Annotated in this window: 18 protein-coding genes; 6 read left to right on the top strand and 12 right to left on the bottom strand. The window is 46.6% G+C overall.

The window, feature by feature from the left end; genetic code table 11:
* Window positions 1-3 precede the first annotated feature (3 nt).
* Together ACFPK9_RS09170 and purE are read right to left on the bottom strand one after the other, a co-directional pair.
* Entirely contained in the window at window positions 4-1,161 is a 1,158-nt protein-coding gene (locus tag ACFPK9_RS09170; RefSeq protein WP_377094566.1) for a 5-(carboxyamino)imidazole ribonucleotide synthase, read from the bottom strand.
* 12 nt (window positions 1,162-1,173) lie between these two features.
* Entirely contained in the window at window positions 1,174-1,656 is a 483-nt protein-coding gene (purE, locus tag ACFPK9_RS09175; protein WP_377094567.1) for a 5-(carboxyamino)imidazole ribonucleotide mutase, read from the bottom strand.
* 231 nt (window positions 1,657-1,887) lie between these two features.
* On the opposite strand from purE, the gene ACFPK9_RS09180 reads away from it, so the two are divergent.
* Window positions 1,888-2,304 (top strand): RNA-binding S4 domain-containing protein, encoded by a 417-nt coding sequence (locus ACFPK9_RS09180; RefSeq protein WP_377094568.1) that lies wholly within the window; start codon window positions 1,888-1,890, stop codon window positions 2,302-2,304.
* Window positions 2,305-2,322: 18 nt separating this feature from the next.
* Entirely contained in the window at window positions 2,323-2,700 is a 378-nt protein-coding gene (locus ACFPK9_RS09185; protein WP_377094569.1) for a hypothetical protein, read from the top strand.
* Window positions 2,701-2,704: 4 nt separating this feature from the next.
* Here the strand turns inward: ACFPK9_RS09185 and ACFPK9_RS09190 are convergent, their stop codons facing one another.
* From ACFPK9_RS09190 to ACFPK9_RS09210, 5 genes are all read right to left on the bottom strand, one after another.
* Window positions 2,705-3,874, bottom strand: coding sequence for a S16 family serine protease (locus tag ACFPK9_RS09190; protein ID WP_377094570.1), 1,170 nt, complete (start codon window positions 3,872-3,874; stop codon window positions 2,705-2,707).
* 80 nt (window positions 3,875-3,954) lie between these two features.
* A complete protein-coding gene (locus ACFPK9_RS09195) occupies window positions 3,955-4,326 on the bottom strand; it encodes a hypothetical protein (RefSeq protein ID WP_377094571.1) in 372 nt (123 codons plus the stop codon).
* A gap of 66 nt (window positions 4,327-4,392) precedes the next feature.
* On the bottom strand, window positions 4,393-5,109 hold the full coding sequence (locus ACFPK9_RS09200) for an alpha/beta hydrolase (protein WP_377094572.1): 717 nt from the start codon (window positions 5,107-5,109) through the stop codon (window positions 4,393-4,395).
* A complete protein-coding gene (locus ACFPK9_RS09205) occupies window positions 5,106-5,990 on the bottom strand; it encodes an NAD(P)-dependent oxidoreductase (protein ID WP_377094573.1) in 885 nt (294 codons plus the stop codon). Before ACFPK9_RS09205 ends, ACFPK9_RS09200 begins: the two co-directional genes overlap by 4 nt.
* 95 nt (window positions 5,991-6,085) lie before the next feature.
* The gene (locus ACFPK9_RS09210) at window positions 6,086-8,131 is read right to left on the bottom strand and encodes a TonB-dependent receptor plug domain-containing protein (protein WP_377094574.1); all 2,046 of its coding nucleotides are present in this window, start codon (window positions 8,129-8,131) and stop codon (window positions 6,086-6,088) included.
* Between the two features lie 142 nt (window positions 8,132-8,273).
* Here ACFPK9_RS09210 and ACFPK9_RS09215 point away from each other — a divergent pair, with 142 nt between their 5' ends.
* A complete protein-coding gene (locus ACFPK9_RS09215; protein WP_377094575.1) occupies window positions 8,274-8,837 on the top strand; it encodes a DNA-3-methyladenine glycosylase I in 564 nt (187 codons plus the stop codon).
* 21 nt (window positions 8,838-8,858) lie between these two features.
* On the opposite strand, the gene ACFPK9_RS09220 is transcribed toward ACFPK9_RS09215, so the two are convergent.
* Window positions 8,859-9,899 (bottom strand): tRNA dihydrouridine synthase, encoded by a 1,041-nt coding sequence (locus ACFPK9_RS09220; protein ID WP_377094576.1) that lies wholly within the window; start codon window positions 9,897-9,899, stop codon window positions 8,859-8,861.
* 121 nt (window positions 9,900-10,020) lie between these two features.
* On the opposite strand from ACFPK9_RS09220, the gene msrB reads away from it, so the two are divergent.
* Complete coding sequence (gene msrB, locus ACFPK9_RS09225; RefSeq protein ID WP_377094577.1) at window positions 10,021-10,539, top strand: peptide-methionine (R)-S-oxide reductase MsrB; 519 nt, start codon at window positions 10,021-10,023, stop codon at window positions 10,537-10,539.
* A gap of 58 nt (window positions 10,540-10,597) precedes the next feature.
* On the opposite strand, the gene ribD is transcribed toward msrB, so the two are convergent.
* On the bottom strand, window positions 10,598-11,686 hold the full coding sequence (gene ribD / locus ACFPK9_RS09230) for a bifunctional diaminohydroxyphosphoribosylaminopyrimidine deaminase/5-amino-6-(5-phosphoribosylamino)uracil reductase RibD (RefSeq protein ID WP_377094578.1): 1,089 nt from the start codon (window positions 11,684-11,686) through the stop codon (window positions 10,598-10,600).
* A 412-nt stretch (window positions 11,687-12,098) separates the two neighbouring features.
* On the opposite strand from ribD, the gene ACFPK9_RS09235 reads away from it, so the two are divergent.
* Window positions 12,099-12,641 (top strand): hypothetical protein, encoded by a 543-nt coding sequence (locus ACFPK9_RS09235; protein WP_377094579.1) that lies wholly within the window; start codon window positions 12,099-12,101, stop codon window positions 12,639-12,641.
* A gap of 92 nt (window positions 12,642-12,733) precedes the next feature.
* On the top strand, window positions 12,734-14,110 hold the full coding sequence (locus tag ACFPK9_RS09240; protein WP_377094580.1) for an FAD-binding oxidoreductase: 1,377 nt from the start codon (window positions 12,734-12,736) through the stop codon (window positions 14,108-14,110).
* Between the two features lie 5 nt (window positions 14,111-14,115).
* Here ACFPK9_RS09240 and ACFPK9_RS09245 read toward each other — a convergent pair whose 3' ends face one another.
* The 3 genes from ACFPK9_RS09245 to ACFPK9_RS09255 all read right to left on the bottom strand — a co-directional run bounded on the left by ACFPK9_RS09245 (window position 14,116) and on the right by ACFPK9_RS09255 (window position 18,385).
* Window positions 14,116-14,997 (bottom strand): hypothetical protein, encoded by an 882-nt coding sequence (locus ACFPK9_RS09245; protein ID WP_377094581.1) that lies wholly within the window; start codon window positions 14,995-14,997, stop codon window positions 14,116-14,118.
* Window positions 14,998-16,500: a trypsin-like peptidase domain-containing protein gene (locus ACFPK9_RS09250; RefSeq protein ID WP_377094582.1), complete on the bottom strand. Its 1,503-nt coding sequence runs from the start codon at window positions 16,498-16,500 to the stop codon at window positions 14,998-15,000.
* Window positions 16,501-16,564: 64 nt separating this feature from the next.
* Window positions 16,565-18,385 (bottom strand): hypothetical protein, encoded by a 1,821-nt coding sequence (locus tag ACFPK9_RS09255; protein ID WP_377094583.1) that lies wholly within the window; start codon window positions 18,383-18,385, stop codon window positions 16,565-16,567.
* Window positions 18,386-18,396 lie beyond the last annotated feature (11 nt).

The following is an 18,396-nucleotide window of genomic DNA, read 5'->3' on the forward strand; positions in this document are numbered from 1 at the left end:
CTTTTAAATCTTTTCAAAAAGTACAGAACGCAGTTTCTCACTCTCAGCGAGTGCCTCATCGAGCGTAGGTGCCACGAAGTTCACGTGGCCAAGCTTCCGACGACCAGCCTTCCATTCCTTTTCGTAGAAGTGCCATTTCGCAGAATTGAGCGCCGCAATCTCTGGATTCTCAAAAGCATCTTTATCACTCTTCCAAATGTCGCTCAGCAGGTTAACCATCACTGTAGTTCCATGGGGTCGCGTGTCGCCTAATGATAATCCACAAATAGCGCGTACGTGTTGCTCGAACTGTGAGGTCACACAACCATCATTAGTCGCGTGACCTGAGTTGTGAGGACGAGGAGCAATCTCATTTACAAGCACCTCACCATTTTCCAATACGAAAAGCTCAACCGCAAGAATCCCCACATAATCAAGCCCTGAGACCACCCTTTCAGCGACCACTTTAGCACGCTCAGCCACAGCTTCATCGACGCGACCCGGCAAGATAGAAACATCCAGCACATGGTGGCGATGAATATTTTCTACAATAGGAAATGCCTTTACCTCGCCAGCCGCGTTGCGCGCCACCACGACAGAGCATTCCATAACAAAAGGAATGAAACCCTCCACCACAAGACGACAGGAACCATTCCAGTCAGCTTTACAGTTTTCTAAATCATCCACCGACTTCAAACGCCATTGGCCTTTGCCATCGTATCCATCAGTAGCTGTCTTCGCTACGCAATCCCCATCAAGGTCGTGAAATGCTTGCTCTAACTGTTCAGCAGTATCTACCACCCTAAACTCAGTCTGAGCGGCATCGATCGATTTCAAAAAGCCGCGTTCGAATTCGCGGTTACCAGTGATCTGTACTGACTTCGCATTCGGCCGAAGCTCGACCTTAGCCTCTACATCCTCGAGAAGTGCAGGCGGCAAGCTCTCGGTCTCCACAGTCACGACGTCGACCATTTCAAGGAACCTGGCCTTCGCCGCTTCGTCATCGTAAGAGCCGTCTATCACCAAGTCGACCTCGCGATCAACCGCTGAGCTATCTGCGCCACCTGACCACGCCACCACCTTGTATCCAAGCGGTAATGCAGCCTGCGACATCATACGAGCCAACTGGCCAGAGCCGAGAATGCCAATCGTAGAACCGGGAAGAAATACCTGATCAGACATGAGGTAAAAAAATTAATCTTCGAGCTTCATTTCTGCTACCATCTCCACCATTTCTTGGCGGTAGGCCTTGAGCTTCGCATTGAGCTCAGGGTCATTGCCAGCAAGCATGCTCACGGCAAAAAGACCTGCATTCGCAGCTCCCGCTGGACCGATCGCGAAAGTAGCGACTGGAATACCCTTTGGCATTTGAACAATCGAAAGAAGGGAGTCCTGGCCATTGAGAGCGCTAGATTTCACTGGACAACCAAGCACTGGAAGAGTGGTGATCGCCGCGATCATTCCCGGAAGGTGCGCCGCGCCACCTGCACCTGCAATGATTACTTCAAAACCTTTTTCCTCAGCTTCTTGCGCGAACTTCACCATGCCGAGCGGCGTACGGTGTGCACTGATTACCTTGGCTTCGTAAGAGATGCCGAATTTATCCAAAGCCTCAGCTGCCAACTTCATTGTCGGCCAATCCGAATTACTGCCCATCACGATTGCTACTTTTTTCATCTGCTAAATGCGTTGTTTAGTTCGGCACCCTAACCAGCAAACCACGAAATGCACGACTTTTATGTAGGCTCATTCCACTGCCCGCTGAAGCCATTCAGTAATGAGCTTTTCTCTCGAAATCTGAGAAACTAGCCCCTTTTCATTTAGTAAAAAATCCTAAACGAAATCTCCCATCTCCTTGTATCCTTGCCATTGGAAAAAATTTCAGAGAAATTAATGTTCGTGGAAGAAATGGAATCAGTTCGTATCGATAAATGGCTCTGGGCAGTGCGCCTCTACAAAACCCGCAGCCTCGCAGCTCGCGCTTGTAATTCTGGCAAAGTAAAACGCTCTAACGCATCGATCAAAGCCGCAACTAAAGTCCAAATTGGCGACCACCTCGATGTTCCCACCCACGATGGCCTCTACAAGCGCCACATCGAAGTCACTGGCCTCTACGACACTCGCGTCAGCGCGCCTCTCGCTCAAGCAGCCTACGTCGATCACACTAGCGATGACGTCCTCGAAGCCGCTAAAATAAAACGTGCAGAGAAAAGAGAAAACCGCCTCCACCGAAAAGAAGGCGACCAAGGACGTATGACAAAAAAACAAATGCGCGACTGGAAAAAAGGCCTCCAATCCTATAAACGTGAACGCGGAGACCTCTAACCATTTAACCTAACAGTCATGAAAACCACCACCATCACAACGCTCAGCGCGCTCACTCTCCCATTCACAGCCTTCGCTGAAGAAGCTCCTAAAGACGTCGCCACTCAGTTTAAAACTCTGATTGAAGCGACTCAGGAAAACGATCTCGAAAAATTTGAATCTGTCTGCGATGCAAAAATGCAGGAAGCCATGACTCCGCAGGTACTCGAACAAGTTTCAAAACAAGTGAGTCCATTGTTGAAAGCGGGTTACCAATCAGACTTCATGGGAGACCTCAATAAACTCTCTCACACAACCTACTATTGGAAAATCGATTTCAACACCGAACAAGCACCTGACATGCTCGCAGAAATGACCATAGCCAACGGCAAGGTCGCAGGATTTTTTATCCGCTAGGCCGCTAATCCATCATTAGCTCTTCTTGAACCTCTGGATTGCCAATGAGAGCCTCTCGCTCTGCTCTAATCGCATTCACTTTCATCGCAAATTCAGAGGCGTTTTGCTGCGACCAGGTTCGCTTGAGTCGCACAGATTTGATGTACTCAGCGAGCTCCATATAGCTATCGCAATAATTGCGCACACGATTATCAACGATCTTCCTGAGATCGCGCATATCACTGATGTAACCAGCAAGCACATCGTTTTCTCCACCTCTCTCCAGAAATGACTGATTTTGAAGCATTTTTGAAAACTCAAAAGATGCAGTATCGATCGCTGAAATAGAACCATTCAGTGACAAAGACTTAGGCCCTTTATTATAGCTGTGACGTAAGAGTAAATGAGCTGATAGATGATTTGGTAAGGCCTCCACCACCTCCCTCAGCTTTTCTCTTACCTTGGGATTATAGACGAATTTCTCATTGCGCTCCAAAGCGCCCTGTACCGCAGCGAAATCAGTTATTGCTTGCTGCGTCTCTGGACTTTGTTCAGCCGCAAGGGCATAGGCTTGATCAAAATTCTCAATAGAAAAAATCTGCACAGCGGTGAGATAGGGTATCCCTTCAAGGACATAAGCATCGGAGATCGCGTCCGCATTTTGCTCTGGAATAGCTACCAACTTACAACGTTTGGCTGCTCCTCTCACTTTAGCCCTCACTCCACCTACAGGACGAACTTCACCTGTGGCATTCATGTCGCCAGTCACCGCAAAGTCATTATTGAGCTCCTTCCCAGTAATAATAGAATCTAACAATAGTGCCGTTGCCACAGCAGCCGATGGCCCATCTTTTGGCGAATACTTATCTGCGAAAGCAAATTCCACGCGATAGCCTTCAGGTAGATCAGCGTGACGCACATTCATGAATTTCACCACTTCTCTGGTGGCTTGATCCATCATAGCTCCGACATCTTGATTAAATGCTAACTCGAGGTTTTTGACACCCGTCTTGCTCATCGCAGTCGCATTCATCTGAGATGCTGTCCCCGCGAATTTACCATTTCCTAGATCCATCACCAGCAAGCCTTTGACCTCTGCTTGCTTGCGGCCAATTTCTCCCGCAGTACTATTTGTTGGCGAAAATACTGCTACGTAAATTCCCAGCAAACACGAACACACAAAACTTTTCTTCATCAGGTACACAGATGCCAAATATCCTGATCATTGGCAAATAGGAAAAGCGGATGCCATTTCTAGCATCCGCTTATTGAAACCTACCAACCACTTCGGTATGTCACACTAATCCCACTCCGGCTACTGCCTCGATAGTTATGGTGATATGTAGAACGAGAAGCGGTACGATGTGTCCCACAACTACTATAGGTACGAGGAACTGAACGATAATGAACACTGTTACAGTGATGTTTTACCGGCTGGCGATAATACGCGTATACTGGACGACCATGACGGTCGTGGCCTTTCACCACGCGTTTAGTGTAAATAGCGCAACCACAGCTGGTGCGACCACTGGCATAAGTGTGACTGTGATGATGGCCCTTTCCGCGAGCTTCAGCTTGTTGTGGAGCTACGGCGAACATTGCCGCCACAAGAGCGGCTATTGGTGTGATTTTTTTGAACGTTTTCATAAGCAATATTTTTGTCTTCGCTTACTTCGACGTCCACTTCTTCAAATCTATTCAAAGAAATGCATTTTATTTTACATGTAGCTGTAACCACGTCTCGATCTCTTCAGCTAATTGATCATAACAGCCTTCGAAAACGTGATTCGCACCTTCGATCACCACATGCTTTTTCTTTCCTCTGAGAGTGCGAAAGAGGTCTTCGCTATCCTGCGGTAATACCACGTCATCAGCATCGCCATGCAGAATCAACCACGGAGCACGAATGTCTCTCGCCGCAGTGAGTGTGGTATCTATCAAATGCATTGAATCCACATACTCTTGGGAAAGCGGGCAATCTTCATCGTCCCACATATAGCCCTCACCTGGCGTCACATCGCCAAATTCTGCTTCACAAAATGCTTTAGTGCGGACCATCCCCGCAAGAGAAACCAACACGCTAATACGGTCATCTTTTGCCGCAGCCAGCGCCCCTACAGCTCCCCCCATCGAGTGCCCAATATAAACGATCTTTTTCGAACCTTTGACTTGATCTAACACTGCATGGAGATCGTCTACTTCTTTGGGAATGGTCGCCTCTTCAAATTTTCCATCTGAATCACCATTGCCAGCAAATGAAAGCCGCATCGTCGGCCAACCAGCAGCAGCCAAGCGTTCTGCCACGCCGATACACAAGGGGCGGTCTTTATTTCCAGTCACGCCATGACCTAAAATGACCAAGACATCATCACGCTCCGCATCATGCAGCACGTAATCAATTTTCTCTCCATGCTTATTTCTCACAATCATACTCCGCGTCCTTTAAAGGTGAGTTCAGCGATTCCAGATTTATCTAAATCTCCGAGTCCCAAATCGATCATCTTTTTATACTGCGCTTCAGTCGCCTCAGAAAGCGGAACAGCAATGCCCGTAGACTTTGCAAGCTCATTAGCTATACCACTGTCCTTAGCCGCGTGTGCCGCAGAGAAATAACATTCGTGGTCACGAATCTGCATGTCTTCTGCATCCGTCTCTAACACGCGCGAATTTGCCCCCGTCTGCGCAAACACCTCGCGAAGCAGTTCAAGATCCAACCCAAGCGCCTCACCAAGTCCAAGACCTTCTGCGAGAGCCGCCGTGTTGATGTTCATCACCATATTCACCAGTGCCTTCACTTTAGCTGCAGAACCTGTCGGACCGACGTAGCGCAGCGCAGTCGACAGACATTCTAACAATTCCTTATGTTCTTCAAAGACAGCTTTCTCTCCACCGATCATCAGATAGAGCGTGCCGTTACGCGCTTGCGTGATGCTCGAAGCCATCGCTGCTTCCAGCGACTTCGCACCCACCGCCTGCGCCGCCTGAGCTGCATCTTGATGCACTTCTGGACTCAATGTCGCGCAATTGATAAAAGTAACGCCCTCCGCGTCAGCTAACAAAGTATCTCCCTGAGTTTTAAAAATGTCACGCATCGCGGCATCGTCCGTAACAACCGTAATCACCACATCGGAACTTGCCGTCACTGTTGGTAAATTTGACGCACATTGTGCACCAAGTTCTTGAGCTACCTCTTCCGCAACCTGCTGATAGACATCATAAATAGCAGAAATCTGATACCCTTCGTCCTTCAAGTGACGCGCCATATTCGCTCCCATTCTCCCCGCTCCAACAATGCCAATTTTCGGTTTCATAGGCTGACTAAAGCACAGCCATTGGCAATGTAAAGGGTGAGGAGAGTAGTCAAATCAGAAGAGCGAATAAACACTTTGAATCCTATTCGTAGCGTCTACCAATCTACATTGATTCCTAACAATGCATTGATCCCAGGCTCGTTTACGCCAGAGCCATGCACTCGGTAATCTTCATCAGTCAGGTTCTCAAGCCCAAGAGTCACTAACAAGTTCTCCTGTACCTGCCAACCACCACGGATAGAACCAACGAGGTAACCTGGAGTCCCATTGCTAGGAATCCGTTGATCGTCGCCAAGATCACTTTGAGAAAGGTTATCCTGCGTAACCGCACCGAGCAACTGACCTTCGATCCAGTATTTTCCACCTTCTTCAGTCCAACGTAAACGCACATTGCCAGAAAATGGAGCCAACCTCGAAACCGTATCTTCTACCACTGGACCATCAATCACTGCCTGTGATTTCTGCTTACCATCTTGATACGTTAGATTTCCTAAAATTTCCCATTGCGCAGCAATTCGCCACGCAGCATCCGCTTCTAACCCCCAAATGTATCCTTCTTCACCATTAGTCAGACGCAGGTAATCCACTCCACTAATAGTTTGCTGCGCACTGGTGATCGGATTGCGAATCCAAGTGTAAAAGCCAGCAAAACTGAACGATAAATCACGCCAATCAGCTTTTGACCCCAACTCAAAGCTCACCACTTTCTCAGCATCCAAGTCTGATGAACCAATCACTTCATCGCTCGAACGCGATACCGTAGAACCGGTGAGATCGGCTAGGTTCGGTGCTCTGAAACCTTCAGAAACACCTCCATACAACACCCAATCTTCACTTAAATCATAAGTTCCTCGGACACTAAACGAAATGTCTCCCCAGTTTCCGTCACCGGAAACATCATGTCCTAAGTTGCGATTGTACACGCTATCCCACGCGGAATCGAAATAACTAGCACGAGCACCCAGCTCTAACTGGAAATTCTCCACCACATCCCAGTTATACTGAGTAAATGCGCCTAACGAATCATAGCGCGCACCATCAGCCACTGGTCTACGACTCGGGTCACTAGCATCTGAATCTACATTGTCATGGTAAAAGTCAGCTCCCCAAACCAAACGCCCAGGACCCGTCTCGCCACTTGCTTGAAAACTCACACCAAAGGTCTGCACATTCGTCACTCCCCAGCGTGGGTCACTGCGTGTTTCTGAGTCTTGCGACTTCTGATACGAAACCGTACTGGCCCATTCTTCTAACAATCCAACTCCATTCGACCCAGAAAACTTTGCATAAGTCAGGTAACGTTCTTGATCGTAAATGCGGTAATCTAGGGTACCAGCTTGAGTGACATGATCACCGTGTTGCCAACTCAGCCCACTCCCCCCTCTTTCACTTAATGTCGTACTGTGCCACCTCCAAACATTGTCTTGATTTAAATACTGAAAAGCCAAATCCATCTGAGTGGTCTCACTTAGGGCTTGGCTGTATTTTACATCCACATTTTGCTCTTGATATCCTGTGCGGTTCATCTGCCCAAAGAAACTATCGCGAATGTCTCCAAAGCTTTTCACGCTTGCACCCAAGTGCAGCCCCCACTTTCCACCTTCTCCTATATTTTGCTCTAAATGCCCAACATTGCTTTGGCTGTTAGTGTCATAGCGGTAGTAAACACCACCATTTTGGAATGACCCTTGTTCCAACCAATAGTCCGCACCTTTACTCAAAAGATTCAACGTTCCACCTAAGGAATCAGATCCGTACATTACCGATCCTGGCCCCTTGACGAGCTCCATACGATCCACCGAATACACATCTAAAGTATTCCAATATTGAATCGGCCCACTGCGCCAAGTCGAATTATTCATCCGCACACCATCGACTAACAAAAGGTTCTGACGACCTGTAAAACCACGAATAAATGGACTACCGTGACCATGGGTAGTTTTTTGAATCATCACCCCCGAAGTGTTTTTTAATGATTCAGGCACAGTACGTAGCTGTTCATCAATAATCTGATCCTCCGAAATTATAGAAATACTATAAGGTGTATCCAGTTGTTTTTGTTCTACACGTGAGGCAGTAACAACAGTAGGCTCTAAGAAATCTTGTGCATGGAGAGAACTCACTAAGAGTACGAACGGCATATGGGTAGAAAGAGTTAGACGCATTGTTAGATTTTTTCTTACTTATGAATGAGGGCTTCTGCAGGCCTACAAGCTCGATTGTCATCTATCCAGAAAAAACTTAGATCATCTAACAAAAATGAATAACCCTCAAAGTTCTCATATGAAAACACGCTGCGCTTGGTGCTCTGATGACCCAGTATACATTGACTACCACGATAATGAATGGGGCGTCCCCTTACACGACGACCGACGACTCTTCGAAATGCTAGTCTTAGAAGGCGCCCAGGCTGGACTCTCATGGATTACCGTCCTCAAAAAGCGCCCAGCATACCGCGAACTCTTTCACAACTTCGACATCAAAAAAGTGGCCGCCATGAGCGATGCTGAGCTCGAGAAAATCCTCCTCAACCCAGCCATCATTCGCAACCGCCTGAAAATCTATTCCGCCCGCCGCAATGCAATTGCAGCCCTTAAGCTCATCGAAGAATGTGGCTCACTCGATGCGTACTTCTGGGGCTGGATAGACCATAATCCCATCATCAATCAGTGGAAAGATCTCAGCGAAGTCCCCGCCACTACCGAACTCTCAGACCAGCTCAGCAAAGACCTAAAAAAACGCGGCTTTAACTTCGTAGGTTCCACCATCATCTACGCCTATATGCAGTCCATCGGCATGGTCGACGACCACACGACAGATTGTTTTATAAGAATGCACAAAAGTTAATCTCGGCCGATTTACTGGACCTTAGTTCTTTTGGTCTTCTAATAATTTACTGAATCCTGAAAAAAGCTTTGATTCCACTGGTGGAGCATCTGGAAGTTTACGATCATCTAGCATAAAGTGATCGCAAGTAGCAAAGAAATCGACTTGAGTCTTCACCCGACGAATTTGATATTCAAACTCTTCATCAATTCCCTGAGCGATATAAGCCATGTACTTCTTCATGCGGTTCACATGACTTTGCTCAACGTAATCCTTAGCATTTTCAGCGACAGCAAAATAAAGCTTGGTAATATATCCATGAAGATCCTTGCGCGTTGGTTGAACAACAGGCTTTCTCTCATAAGCATCTTTTAATTGTTGGAAGAGCCATGGACTGCGAATCGCACCCCTTCCGACCATCAACCCTGCAGCTCCTGTCTGCGCATGATACGCCTTTCCAGTCGCCACGTTTACTACATTTCCATTAGCTATTACCGGGCAGCTCATAGTCTCCACAGCCTGTTTCACCAAATTGGCATGCACTGGCGTTTTGTACTGCTCACGTACAGTTCGGCCGTGAATCGTAAGCGCGTCGATTGCATGCTTTTTAAAAATCGCGAGGATTGCATCGAATTCTTCGTGCGTTTCGAAACCCACCCGAGTCTTCACAGTAAAACGACCATCAATCGCATCGCGCAAGGCTCCAAGGATGGAATCTACATGATCTAACAACCGCAGCAATCCACCACCCGCATTTTTCTTGTAAACTGTAGGAGCTGGACAACCGAGATTAAGATCCACTCCCGCCACTGGATAATGCATCAGCTGTGTAGCAGAACGCACAAGCGCGGGGATATTTTCACCAATCATCTGCGCGAATACTGGCTTGCCAGTCTGGTTTTCGCTAATTGAACGCAGGATTTTCTTTTCCAAGGTCGAATCGCGATGCACCCGAAAATACTCCGTCACGTAATAATCGGGACCGCCATAACTATCGACCACGCCCATGAAGGCGAGATCGGTAATGTCCTGCATAGGCGCGAGGATAAGTGCGGGACGATTCTCTGGAATTAGCGACTGCATGGCTCTGCCTCAGCCTGTAGCAAAAACCCCACGGTAAGCAAGCCTCACAAAACACTGCAGATGTTCTCTCGATTTATAAGCAATAATCGAATAAACTCCTCTCATCAAGCATCCTACCTCTATGAAGCACAAACTCCTCATCACCCTGTCAACCTTAGCCTTCACGATTGTAGCTTGCGAATCCAAACCAAAAGAACCCATGGAAACTGCCTCCGAAAAACCTGCCCAACCTACTGAAAAAGTCGAAAAGTCTGATGATGCTTGGAAGGCTGAACTCACCGCTGAACAATACAGAGTCGCCCGCCAGGCTGGAACCGAAGCGCCCAATGGCAAGGTGTACAAGCAGTTCAAGGAACAAGGTGCCGGCACATACTACTGCGTGGGCTGTAACGCTGAACTCTTTAGCTCTAACGAAAAATTCGATTCACGCTGCGGCTGGCCATCTTTTTACGATCCAGCCAATGCAAAGAATGTAAAAACTGAAGCCGACTACTCAGGAGGTATGGTGCGCACAGAGGTGAAATGCGCCGTTTGCGATGCCCATCTCGGCCACGTTTTCAAAGGTGAAGGTTTCGATACACCCACAGACAAACGCTACTGCATCAACGGAATCGTACTTAAGTTTGTAGCCGATAAATAATTGCACTCAGTAGCGACGACGTCCCATGTCCAGCAGCGTGTTCGCTCTATCTCATGCATCAGCGTTCCACCACTCCCTGAATAAGGGTGTCTTGGCCGATGCTTTGGCTGCTGACTTCTTTGAGCTTTAAGCTGGATTTAAAATGGTCGCCGAGGCCGAAACCAAAATCTTCTCCACCAGTAATGATAGGAGCGTAGAAAAGTTGGTATTCATCGATCAATTCCGCTTCGGCGAACTGACGCATGAGTTTTCCACCGCACTCTAACAGGACGCTGTTACAGCCTTTCTCAGCGAGGTTTCGCAGAACTTCATCTAGCGGCTTGTCCTGATAAATTAGAGTTCTCTCTTTGTGCTCATCAGTAAACAAATGAAAGTCTTGGGGAAGCGACTCTCTCCCAGAATAGGTAAGTACTACGCGCCAAGGTTGTTCTTTCTCTGCTGAGCTCTGCTCACTACGCAGTGTTAAGCGTGGGTTATCGCGACGCACCGTTTTACCTCCAACGATGATTGCATCCACCCGTGCACGCAGCTGATGTACAATTTCACGCGATTCAGGGCTTGTGAGCCACTGGCCCTCACTCGGTGGTCGGGTAATCCGGCCGTCTAGGCTCATGGCAGTTTTCGCAATAACCCATGGTAAACCTGTGGTTATGCGTTTGGCAAAGGGACGTAGCAAGCGTTCACACTCTTTTTCTAACACTCCAGAATGAACCTCAACACCTTTTGCTTTCAAGACAGTATCTGCTGCACCAGCATGATCAGGATTTGGATCCACTGCTCCGTAAACAACTCTGACAATGCCATTTTCTAAAATTCCGTCAGTACATGCAGGTGTGCGACCAGCCGTAGAACATGGCTCTAACGTTACGTAAATGGTCGCTCCTTTCAGTGCATCTTCGCGGTGTCTTGCTACGACATCAGCAATCGCTTCGCGTTCCGCATGCGGTAAGCCTGCTTTACGATGATAGCCAGCCCCCAGTTCCTCGCCATTTTTTACAATTACGGCACCGACAGCGGGATTCGGGCTCGTTAGACCAACACCTTTCCAAGCTTCTTCAAGCGCTCTTGCCATCCATTTTTCGTGGTCTGAAAAAAGTTCAGTATTGTTGTTAGGTTTTGCTATATTTTGGCTAAATTGGCTCATCATTTTTGATGTGAATAAGTGTTAGTAAGAGTTCTCAGTGTTGTGAATAATCTGTGAATTGGCAATAACTGTGAATAAGTTTTAGTGTTCATTTTTGTTCTTTTTTTTAACTGTTGAGACACCTCCAAAGTTATTCACATCGTTTTAACACTCACCTTGAACATAAAAATAAATGAGTTACGCATCTCACAGAGACTTATTCACACGCTTAAGAAGAAGATATTTTTGATACTATAAAAAAGAATATAATATACCGTGTGAACAAAGAGCCATTTTTTCTAGTGAACTTGCTTTGGGAAAAAGTCTAAACATGGAATCATTTTTCTATTTTGAGAACCACGAGGTTCTGCTAGTGTTCTCGATGCTATGGTATCCATTTCTGTAGCACACACCTAACCCAAAAAATTGTTATATTATGAAAACCATCACACTCATGGTGGCTGTCTTAGGATTGCCACTTAGTAGTATCGCAGAAGAAGAACTAAGCACTCAAGAACGCGTACAAAAAGTCGAAGAGTATTATCGCATTGCTGAAAAAGCGTATGTCGATGGTGACCTGGTGAAAACTCAACAGGCACTCCAGCGTTCATTAGCTCTCGATCCTCAACATGGACCATCCTATGCGCTAGCAATAAAGACGCGTCAGAATCGCTCGAAGTTTGGAATTCAAGCGCGTCAGAAAGAATTGGCAAAAGTGATCTTGGCTGAAGTTGATTTCAATGAGCTCGCCTTTGAAGATGCATTACGTGACTTAAATGATTTGATTGAGCAAACAACTGATGGAGTGGTTACGCCGAATCTAGTTTTGATTGATAAGAATAATTCAATCAAAGACAAGAAGATCACTTTGACCATGAAGCAAGTGCCCGCTACGGTGGTGTTGGACTATGTTTTAAATATGGCCGGAGCGAGAGCGAAGTATGATCAATATTCTATTACAATTCGACCAGTGGATTAAGTAGCGCTCTGTACATTGCGAATTTTTTAGAGCCATTCATCTTCGGGTGAGTGGCTTTTGACTTTCTGATAAGAATCACTAGGATGCGTCGCGTGAGTAAACTTTACCAAGATCTCTGTCAGCTAGTGCCCGTTGAGCACGTTTCTATTTCTGAAAATGACATCGATGTCCACCGTATCGATAAGTGGTATGCGTCCGCGGATCCGGATGTTGTCGTTTTTGCCCAGACTACTGAACAAGTGGCGGCAGTGATGTGCTATGCTAACAAGCACGAGGTTCCCGTATATACGCGTGGAGCAGGTGTTGGCTATGTTGGCGGTTGTGTACCAGTGCGAGGCGGTATCGCCCTTTCTGTGGCGCAAATGAACAAGATTTTGGAAGTGAACACGGGTGACGGTGTCGCAGTGGTTCAGCCAGGTGTGATTACCGGTCACCTGCAGGAGGCAGCGAGAGAAAAGGGGTGGTACTATCCACCCGATCCGGCATCGTTAAAAGAATGTTCGATCGGAGGTAATATAGCGACGAATGCCGGTGGTCCGCGTTGTCTCAAATACGGTGTGACTAAGCAGTATGTGTTAGGTTTAGAAGTGGTGACTGCAACAGGTGAAATTATGCGTGTCGGTGGGCGTTGCCATAAGAATAAGACTGGCTTCGATTTGACGACTTTGATGTGTGGTTCGGAAGGGATGTTAGGGATCGTAACCGAAGGGACCTTGCGCATTATCCCCCACCCTGAAACGAGGGCGATGTTAGGTGCGTCTTTTATTGATTTCTCGGCGGCAGCGGCCGCAGTACAAGCGATACTCGATGCGGGCATTTTGCCAAGCGCTCTGGAGATTACTGATGCGTTCACACTCGCTGCGGCGCGTGATTATCTGGGTGAAGAGAATCTACCTCCTGGTGATGCGTATTTGATGGTTGAGATCGATGGTCGAGTCGGTTCTGTCAAAAGCGAGCTAGAAGGCCTGAAAATGCTCTTGGAAGACTTGGGTGCACTCCGTATCAACGAAGCTGCTGACGAAGCCGCCTGTGAGCAAATTTGGCAGCTTAGACGGGATTTCTCCTATTCGCTCAAGCATACAGGATTGACTAAGCTCAATGAAGATATCGTGGTGCCGCGTAGTAAGTTGGTAGATCTGGTGAATTTCGCGCGTCAGCTGCAGCAGGATACTGGTATTTCCGTGGCCTGTTTTGGACACGCAGGCGATGGTAATATTCACACGAATTTGATGGTCGAAGATTATTCAGATCCGGTGATTAAAGCGAAGGCTGACGCAGCGGTGGATAAGCTTTTTACTTGGGTGTTAGAACATGATGGAGCCATCACGGGTGAGCACGGTGTGGGTTTGGCGAAAAAGCCGTGGATTAAACAAGCGCTAGGTCCTGTTAGTTATGCAATGCATCAGCAGATCAAGACAGCGCTCGATCCGAAAGGTATTCTCAATCCTGGGAAATTCTTAGACGAGTGAGCTGCTTAAAAGCCTTTGGTCGTGTGCACCCAGCGGGCGGCTTCGACGAGAGCTTTTGGTGGTGAGGGCATGTGGCCGCCATTGAATCTAAAGACTTTAATGGTGGCTCGGTATTTTTTGCTCAAGAAGTCACCATCTGGTTTTTCAAACTGGATAGCGCCATCGTCTTTCTCACCATTTACCATGGCCACTGCCATATTGCGTGGATAGCGATAATCGTATTCATTGCTCATCCAGCCACCTTGACTAATGATTCCAGCTGTGTCTTTGGCATAGGTTCTACTAGATCGGAATGACCACCAACCGCCGCCTGAACTTCCTGAGAAAACGACCTTTTCTGGATCGACGTTGAATTCTTGCAGTACTTTTTCGTAAATAATTTTGCAGTCGTTTGTGATGGCTTCAGCACCTCCTTTACCTTTTACACGGGTATTGCTGTAGGCATCGATCCCAATAAGTACCCAGCCGAGTTCATTTGCTGTTGGTTTGAAATTATCGACGAGCTTTTTGGCTTTTCCAGCAGCTGAGAAGATGAAGCAGACAGGCACTTTTTCGCCAGTTGAGCTATAGCTTGATGGTAGGTAGGAATACCATTTTCCTACTTTACATTTTGGTTCTAAATGTTGCTTGAATTGCGCTTTTTTGGGTTGGTTCTCTTGTTGGAAAACGCTTTTCAAGTAATTTTGGTCCTCGGTGCTGAGTTCAGATTTTTTGAGGGTATAGGACGTGCCACGGATTTCGACAGTAACTGTGGAGCTATCTTGTGAGATGTATTTTCCCTCTACTGATTTTGCTGAATCAGCTTTGGTCCAGTCGCGTGTTTCTTGTGCTTGGATGGCAAGCGCAGGCAAAGCGATAAGTAGAGAGGTGAGGATACATTTCTTCATCTATTCTTCTTTTAATTGAGGAATGATAATTGGCTCAGGTAGTACCTGTCCGGCTCTGAGAACGAAGCATTCAGTACTTTGCTTGGGAGCAGACATTTCGATGATACTATAAAACTCGTTGGGCTGGTTGATACGGTATTGATTCACCTGATAGATGATATCGTTAGGTTGGATTAGGCCGTATGCTAGTGAGTCGTCGAAGACGCGGGTGACACGCACGCCCATGATTCCTTGGCGACGATGAGTGTTGTTGAGAAAGGTAACTTCAATGCCTACATTGAGCAGAATGCGCTCCGTTTTACTAATTTCAGATGCTGCAGGAATGATGGCGAGCTCTTTGTTGAATTCTTCAATGGTGACTTCTAATTCTTTTTGGGCTTTATCACGCCAGATGAGAACTTTGTATGGTTTGCCAATTTCTGAACGCTCGATGATCCCCCGAAGGTGCTTGGCATCACGCACTGCTCGACCATCAAAGTTAAGAATAATGTCTTCAGGTTGGATACCTGCTTTAGCGGCTGGAGTTCCAGGTCCCACATTACTGACGAGGATCCCGTATTCTTTGGTGTAGCCTAGCTTTTTTTGCATGTCATCGACCAAGGGTTGAGAGGCTACACCCAGGAATCCCCGAATCGGTTTTCCGCGTTCGCAAATGTTGATGAAGGTGCGTTGAACAATGTTTGATGGGATTGAAAAACTGATCCCTTGGGAGTTCGGACTCTTTTCGTCATTTTTATAAATGTTCGAATTGATTCCTATAATTTCACCGTAAATATTGACCAGTGGCCCACCTGAATAGCCAGGATTGATGGCAGCAGAGCTTTGGAATAGTTCACCCTGGAGATCAGATATGGAACGCTCTCTCGCAGAGATCATCCCCTGAGTAATGGATTTACCGATGCCAAACGGATTGCCAAATGCGAGGACGATGTTGCCTTCCCTTACTTCGTCAGAGTCGCCAAATGGAAGTGCAGGAAATGGTCCTTCAGCTTTTATTTTTAAAACGGCAATATCGAGTGATGAATCAGTTCCAATGATACTGACTTCGTGTGTGATGCCATTTGCGAGCTGCACATGGATTTCCTGCATGTTACTGATCACATGGTAATTTGTGATGATGTGACCTTCCTCGCTGACGATGACTCCAGAACCTTGGCCTGAAGTGTTAGAAGTTTGAGTCTGCACTCTACCAAATCTATCTCGGATGTGGGCATTTTTAGTACCAGCTGTGTTAATACTTACCACTGACGGCATGACCGCTGAACTAATGCGCGAATATTCGTTATTGAGTTGAGCTAAAAGTTCGATGTCTTTGCGCTCGATGATTGGTCCATCAGCGAGTGTGACATTTTTAATTTTTTCCTCTGTAAAGTCAGGACCAGTATGGTTGATGAATTCTAACAGTCCTGTTGATTCATTAAGTTTACGGGCGACCGTTACAATTAGAAATGAACTCAAAATCACAATAGTAATAATGAGGAAGCGTCTGTATCCATCTTTCATAGCGCAATGGCAGTCTGTGGCTAATTACGCCAAGGGGCAAGCCACTTCCGACGACTCTCCATTTCTACTCTTTTTTAGGTGGATCGTTAGCGATTAATTCTTTGGCCTTAGTAGTTAAGTCCGCCTCGATTTGCTTGAGTTGAAGCATGTCGTCACTGTATGACTTTGCGTGGTATTCTGACCTGTTAGAATAATAGTCTAAGCTTTTCAAATGTGACTTTCCAGCTGATTGCAGTGTGTCAGCCAAGTCTTTTAGCATTACAAATACCTCGCGATCTTCTGGAGAAGTATGGCGGTTTAGCTCTCTAATTCTTTCTGCAAGAATGTCTCCTTTCGCAATGATCTTATTAGATTGATCAATAGTGCTCAAACCAGTTGAGATCGAAGGTTTTACTTCTCTGAGGATACTTTGTATTTCATAGCCGAGATATTTAGTTGCGATAGTGTTAGGTTTCATCTCACTACCTAAAATAAGCAGCATTTTTGCAGAAAGGTGATGTGGATTGAGAGTGTAGATTTCTTTCAGCTTCGACCTAACGTGGGTATTCGATGCCATTGAGCGAATCGATTTTCCCTCTAAGACTTCTTGGACTGTGGCAAATAGTTCAGATGCTTTTGCGATGTCCCCTTCTAATTCTATAGTTCGATAGTTGCGCGAGTCTTCGAGATCATTGACCGCGAATATTTCGTGGCGAATGAAGAACTCGGCATCGGTTGTCACGAGTAACTGTTGGAGATCGCCTTCAGAGTCACTGGTTACTAAAATACGATGCTGGTCTGATAATTGAGTGAGACTTGGTAAGTAGTCCCAGAAGCGTGTATTGCGGACAAATTCGCCAGAGTCGTTTTGTCCCATGGCGACGATGAGGTCGGGTGAGAGCTTTCGGTTGAGCAATGAGGCATCTAATACGATAGAACTCAAAGCAGTGAGGACACTAAAGTCGAAGTTCTTATTTACTTGTTTCGCATAAAATATTTTTAATTCCGCACTTTGGAAGCCTTTTGGCCATTGTTGTTTGAAGATTTTGGATAATTTTTCAGCGAGCTTTGATCTTTCTGAAGAAAGTGAACTAAGACTATCGGAGGAAATGGTAATTTTATTAGCGGAGCCTCCAGATATGGGTATCATTGAGACCATCACCTTACTGACGGAATGATGAGCTTGTTTGTTCTCAAGGAATGTTACGGGAGCTTGAACGTTTTGTGTTTGTATTCTCCATTTTTTGAGCGCTGGAGGATTCGGTACTTTGTCTAGTTTTTTGATAAATTCGTCGCCGCTCGTTGAGCTATTGGAAAGCAGTTCTTCTTGCGGGGCTTTTTCACTATGCTTGACCCGTTGAGTGTTGATGAGGTCGAGTTCAGGATCGACAGTAAATTCAGCCAGTGGAGCGACGATATTTTCCCAGGAGACTGATGTTGTTGTGTCGTTTTTAAAGTGTGGGTTATTTGGATATAAAACATGCAAACTAGTATTGAGTCGGTCAGCGAGTTGCTTAGCTTCAGACCCCTGTTCTTTTTGTTTTAAAAAATGAAAGGTTAGAGCAAGTTGAGCGTCATTGAAGCTCTGGTTTGACTCGTCTGAAGGGTTTGGGCTGAGGGTGAGGAGAGTCGTGTTGACTGGTTCGATCTTCTCATTTTTGGGATCCAATTGGGCAGCAATAGCTACGAGCTTGGCACATGCTTGGAGTGCCTCAGCTGTACGCTCGCGAGGTGACGCAGCAACTTCAAGTAAAGTTGAGGCGAGCTCATGCATTCTTTCGACATCTAATGGAATTTGATCCACCTTAAGAAAGACAGTGTCCGATGGAGGCACATACACAGCGGTCTCTGCCGCACTCGCGTAAAGGGTGCTACTGATGAGTATGGTGAGAGCTAAGGATTTCATTTTGTGTTCTG

Source organism: Rubritalea spongiae (assembly GCF_042652385.1).
Taxonomy (GTDB): Bacteria; Verrucomicrobiota; Verrucomicrobiia; order Verrucomicrobiales; family Akkermansiaceae; genus Rubritalea; species Rubritalea spongiae.

Coding starts and splice junctions, on each gene's coding strand:
- ACFPK9_RS09170 (WP_377094566.1), bottom strand. CDS start 1,161: ATGTCTGATCAGGTATTTCTTCCCGGTTCTACGATTGGCATTCTCGGC.
- purE (WP_377094567.1), bottom strand. CDS start 1,656: ATGAAAAAAGTAGCAATCGTGATGGGCAGTAATTCGGATTGGCCGACA.
- ACFPK9_RS09180 (WP_377094568.1), top strand. CDS start 1,888: ATGGAATCAGTTCGTATCGATAAATGGCTCTGGGCAGTGCGCCTCTAC.
- ACFPK9_RS09185 (WP_377094569.1), top strand. CDS start 2,323: ATGAAAACCACCACCATCACAACGCTCAGCGCGCTCACTCTCCCATTC.
- ACFPK9_RS09190 (WP_377094570.1), bottom strand. CDS start 3,874: ATGAAGAAAAGTTTTGTGTGTTCGTGTTTGCTGGGAATTTACGTAGCA.
- ACFPK9_RS09195 (WP_377094571.1), bottom strand. CDS start 4,326: ATGAAAACGTTCAAAAAAATCACACCAATAGCCGCTCTTGTGGCGGCA.
- ACFPK9_RS09200 (WP_377094572.1), bottom strand. CDS start 5,109: ATGATTGTGAGAAATAAGCATGGAGAGAAAATTGATTACGTGCTGCAT.
- ACFPK9_RS09205 (WP_377094573.1), bottom strand. CDS start 5,990: ATGAAACCGAAAATTGGCATTGTTGGAGCGGGGAGAATGGGAGCGAAT.
- ACFPK9_RS09210 (WP_377094574.1), bottom strand. CDS start 8,131: ATGCCGTTCGTACTCTTAGTGAGTTCTCTCCATGCACAAGATTTCTTA.
- ACFPK9_RS09215 (WP_377094575.1), top strand. CDS start 8,274: ATGAAAACACGCTGCGCTTGGTGCTCTGATGACCCAGTATACATTGAC.
- ACFPK9_RS09220 (WP_377094576.1), bottom strand. CDS start 9,899: ATGCAGTCGCTAATTCCAGAGAATCGTCCCGCACTTATCCTCGCGCCT.
- msrB (WP_377094577.1), top strand. CDS start 10,021: ATGAAGCACAAACTCCTCATCACCCTGTCAACCTTAGCCTTCACGATT.
- ribD (WP_377094578.1), bottom strand. CDS start 11,686: ATGATGAGCCAATTTAGCCAAAATATAGCAAAACCTAACAACAATACT.
- ACFPK9_RS09235 (WP_377094579.1), top strand. CDS start 12,099: ATGAAAACCATCACACTCATGGTGGCTGTCTTAGGATTGCCACTTAGT.
- ACFPK9_RS09245 (WP_377094581.1), bottom strand. CDS start 14,997: ATGAAGAAATGTATCCTCACCTCTCTACTTATCGCTTTGCCTGCGCTT.
- ACFPK9_RS09250 (WP_377094582.1), bottom strand. CDS start 16,500: ATGAAAGATGGATACAGACGCTTCCTCATTATTACTATTGTGATTTTG.
- ACFPK9_RS09255 (WP_377094583.1), bottom strand. CDS start 18,385: ATGAAATCCTTAGCTCTCACCATACTCATCAGTAGCACCCTTTACGCG.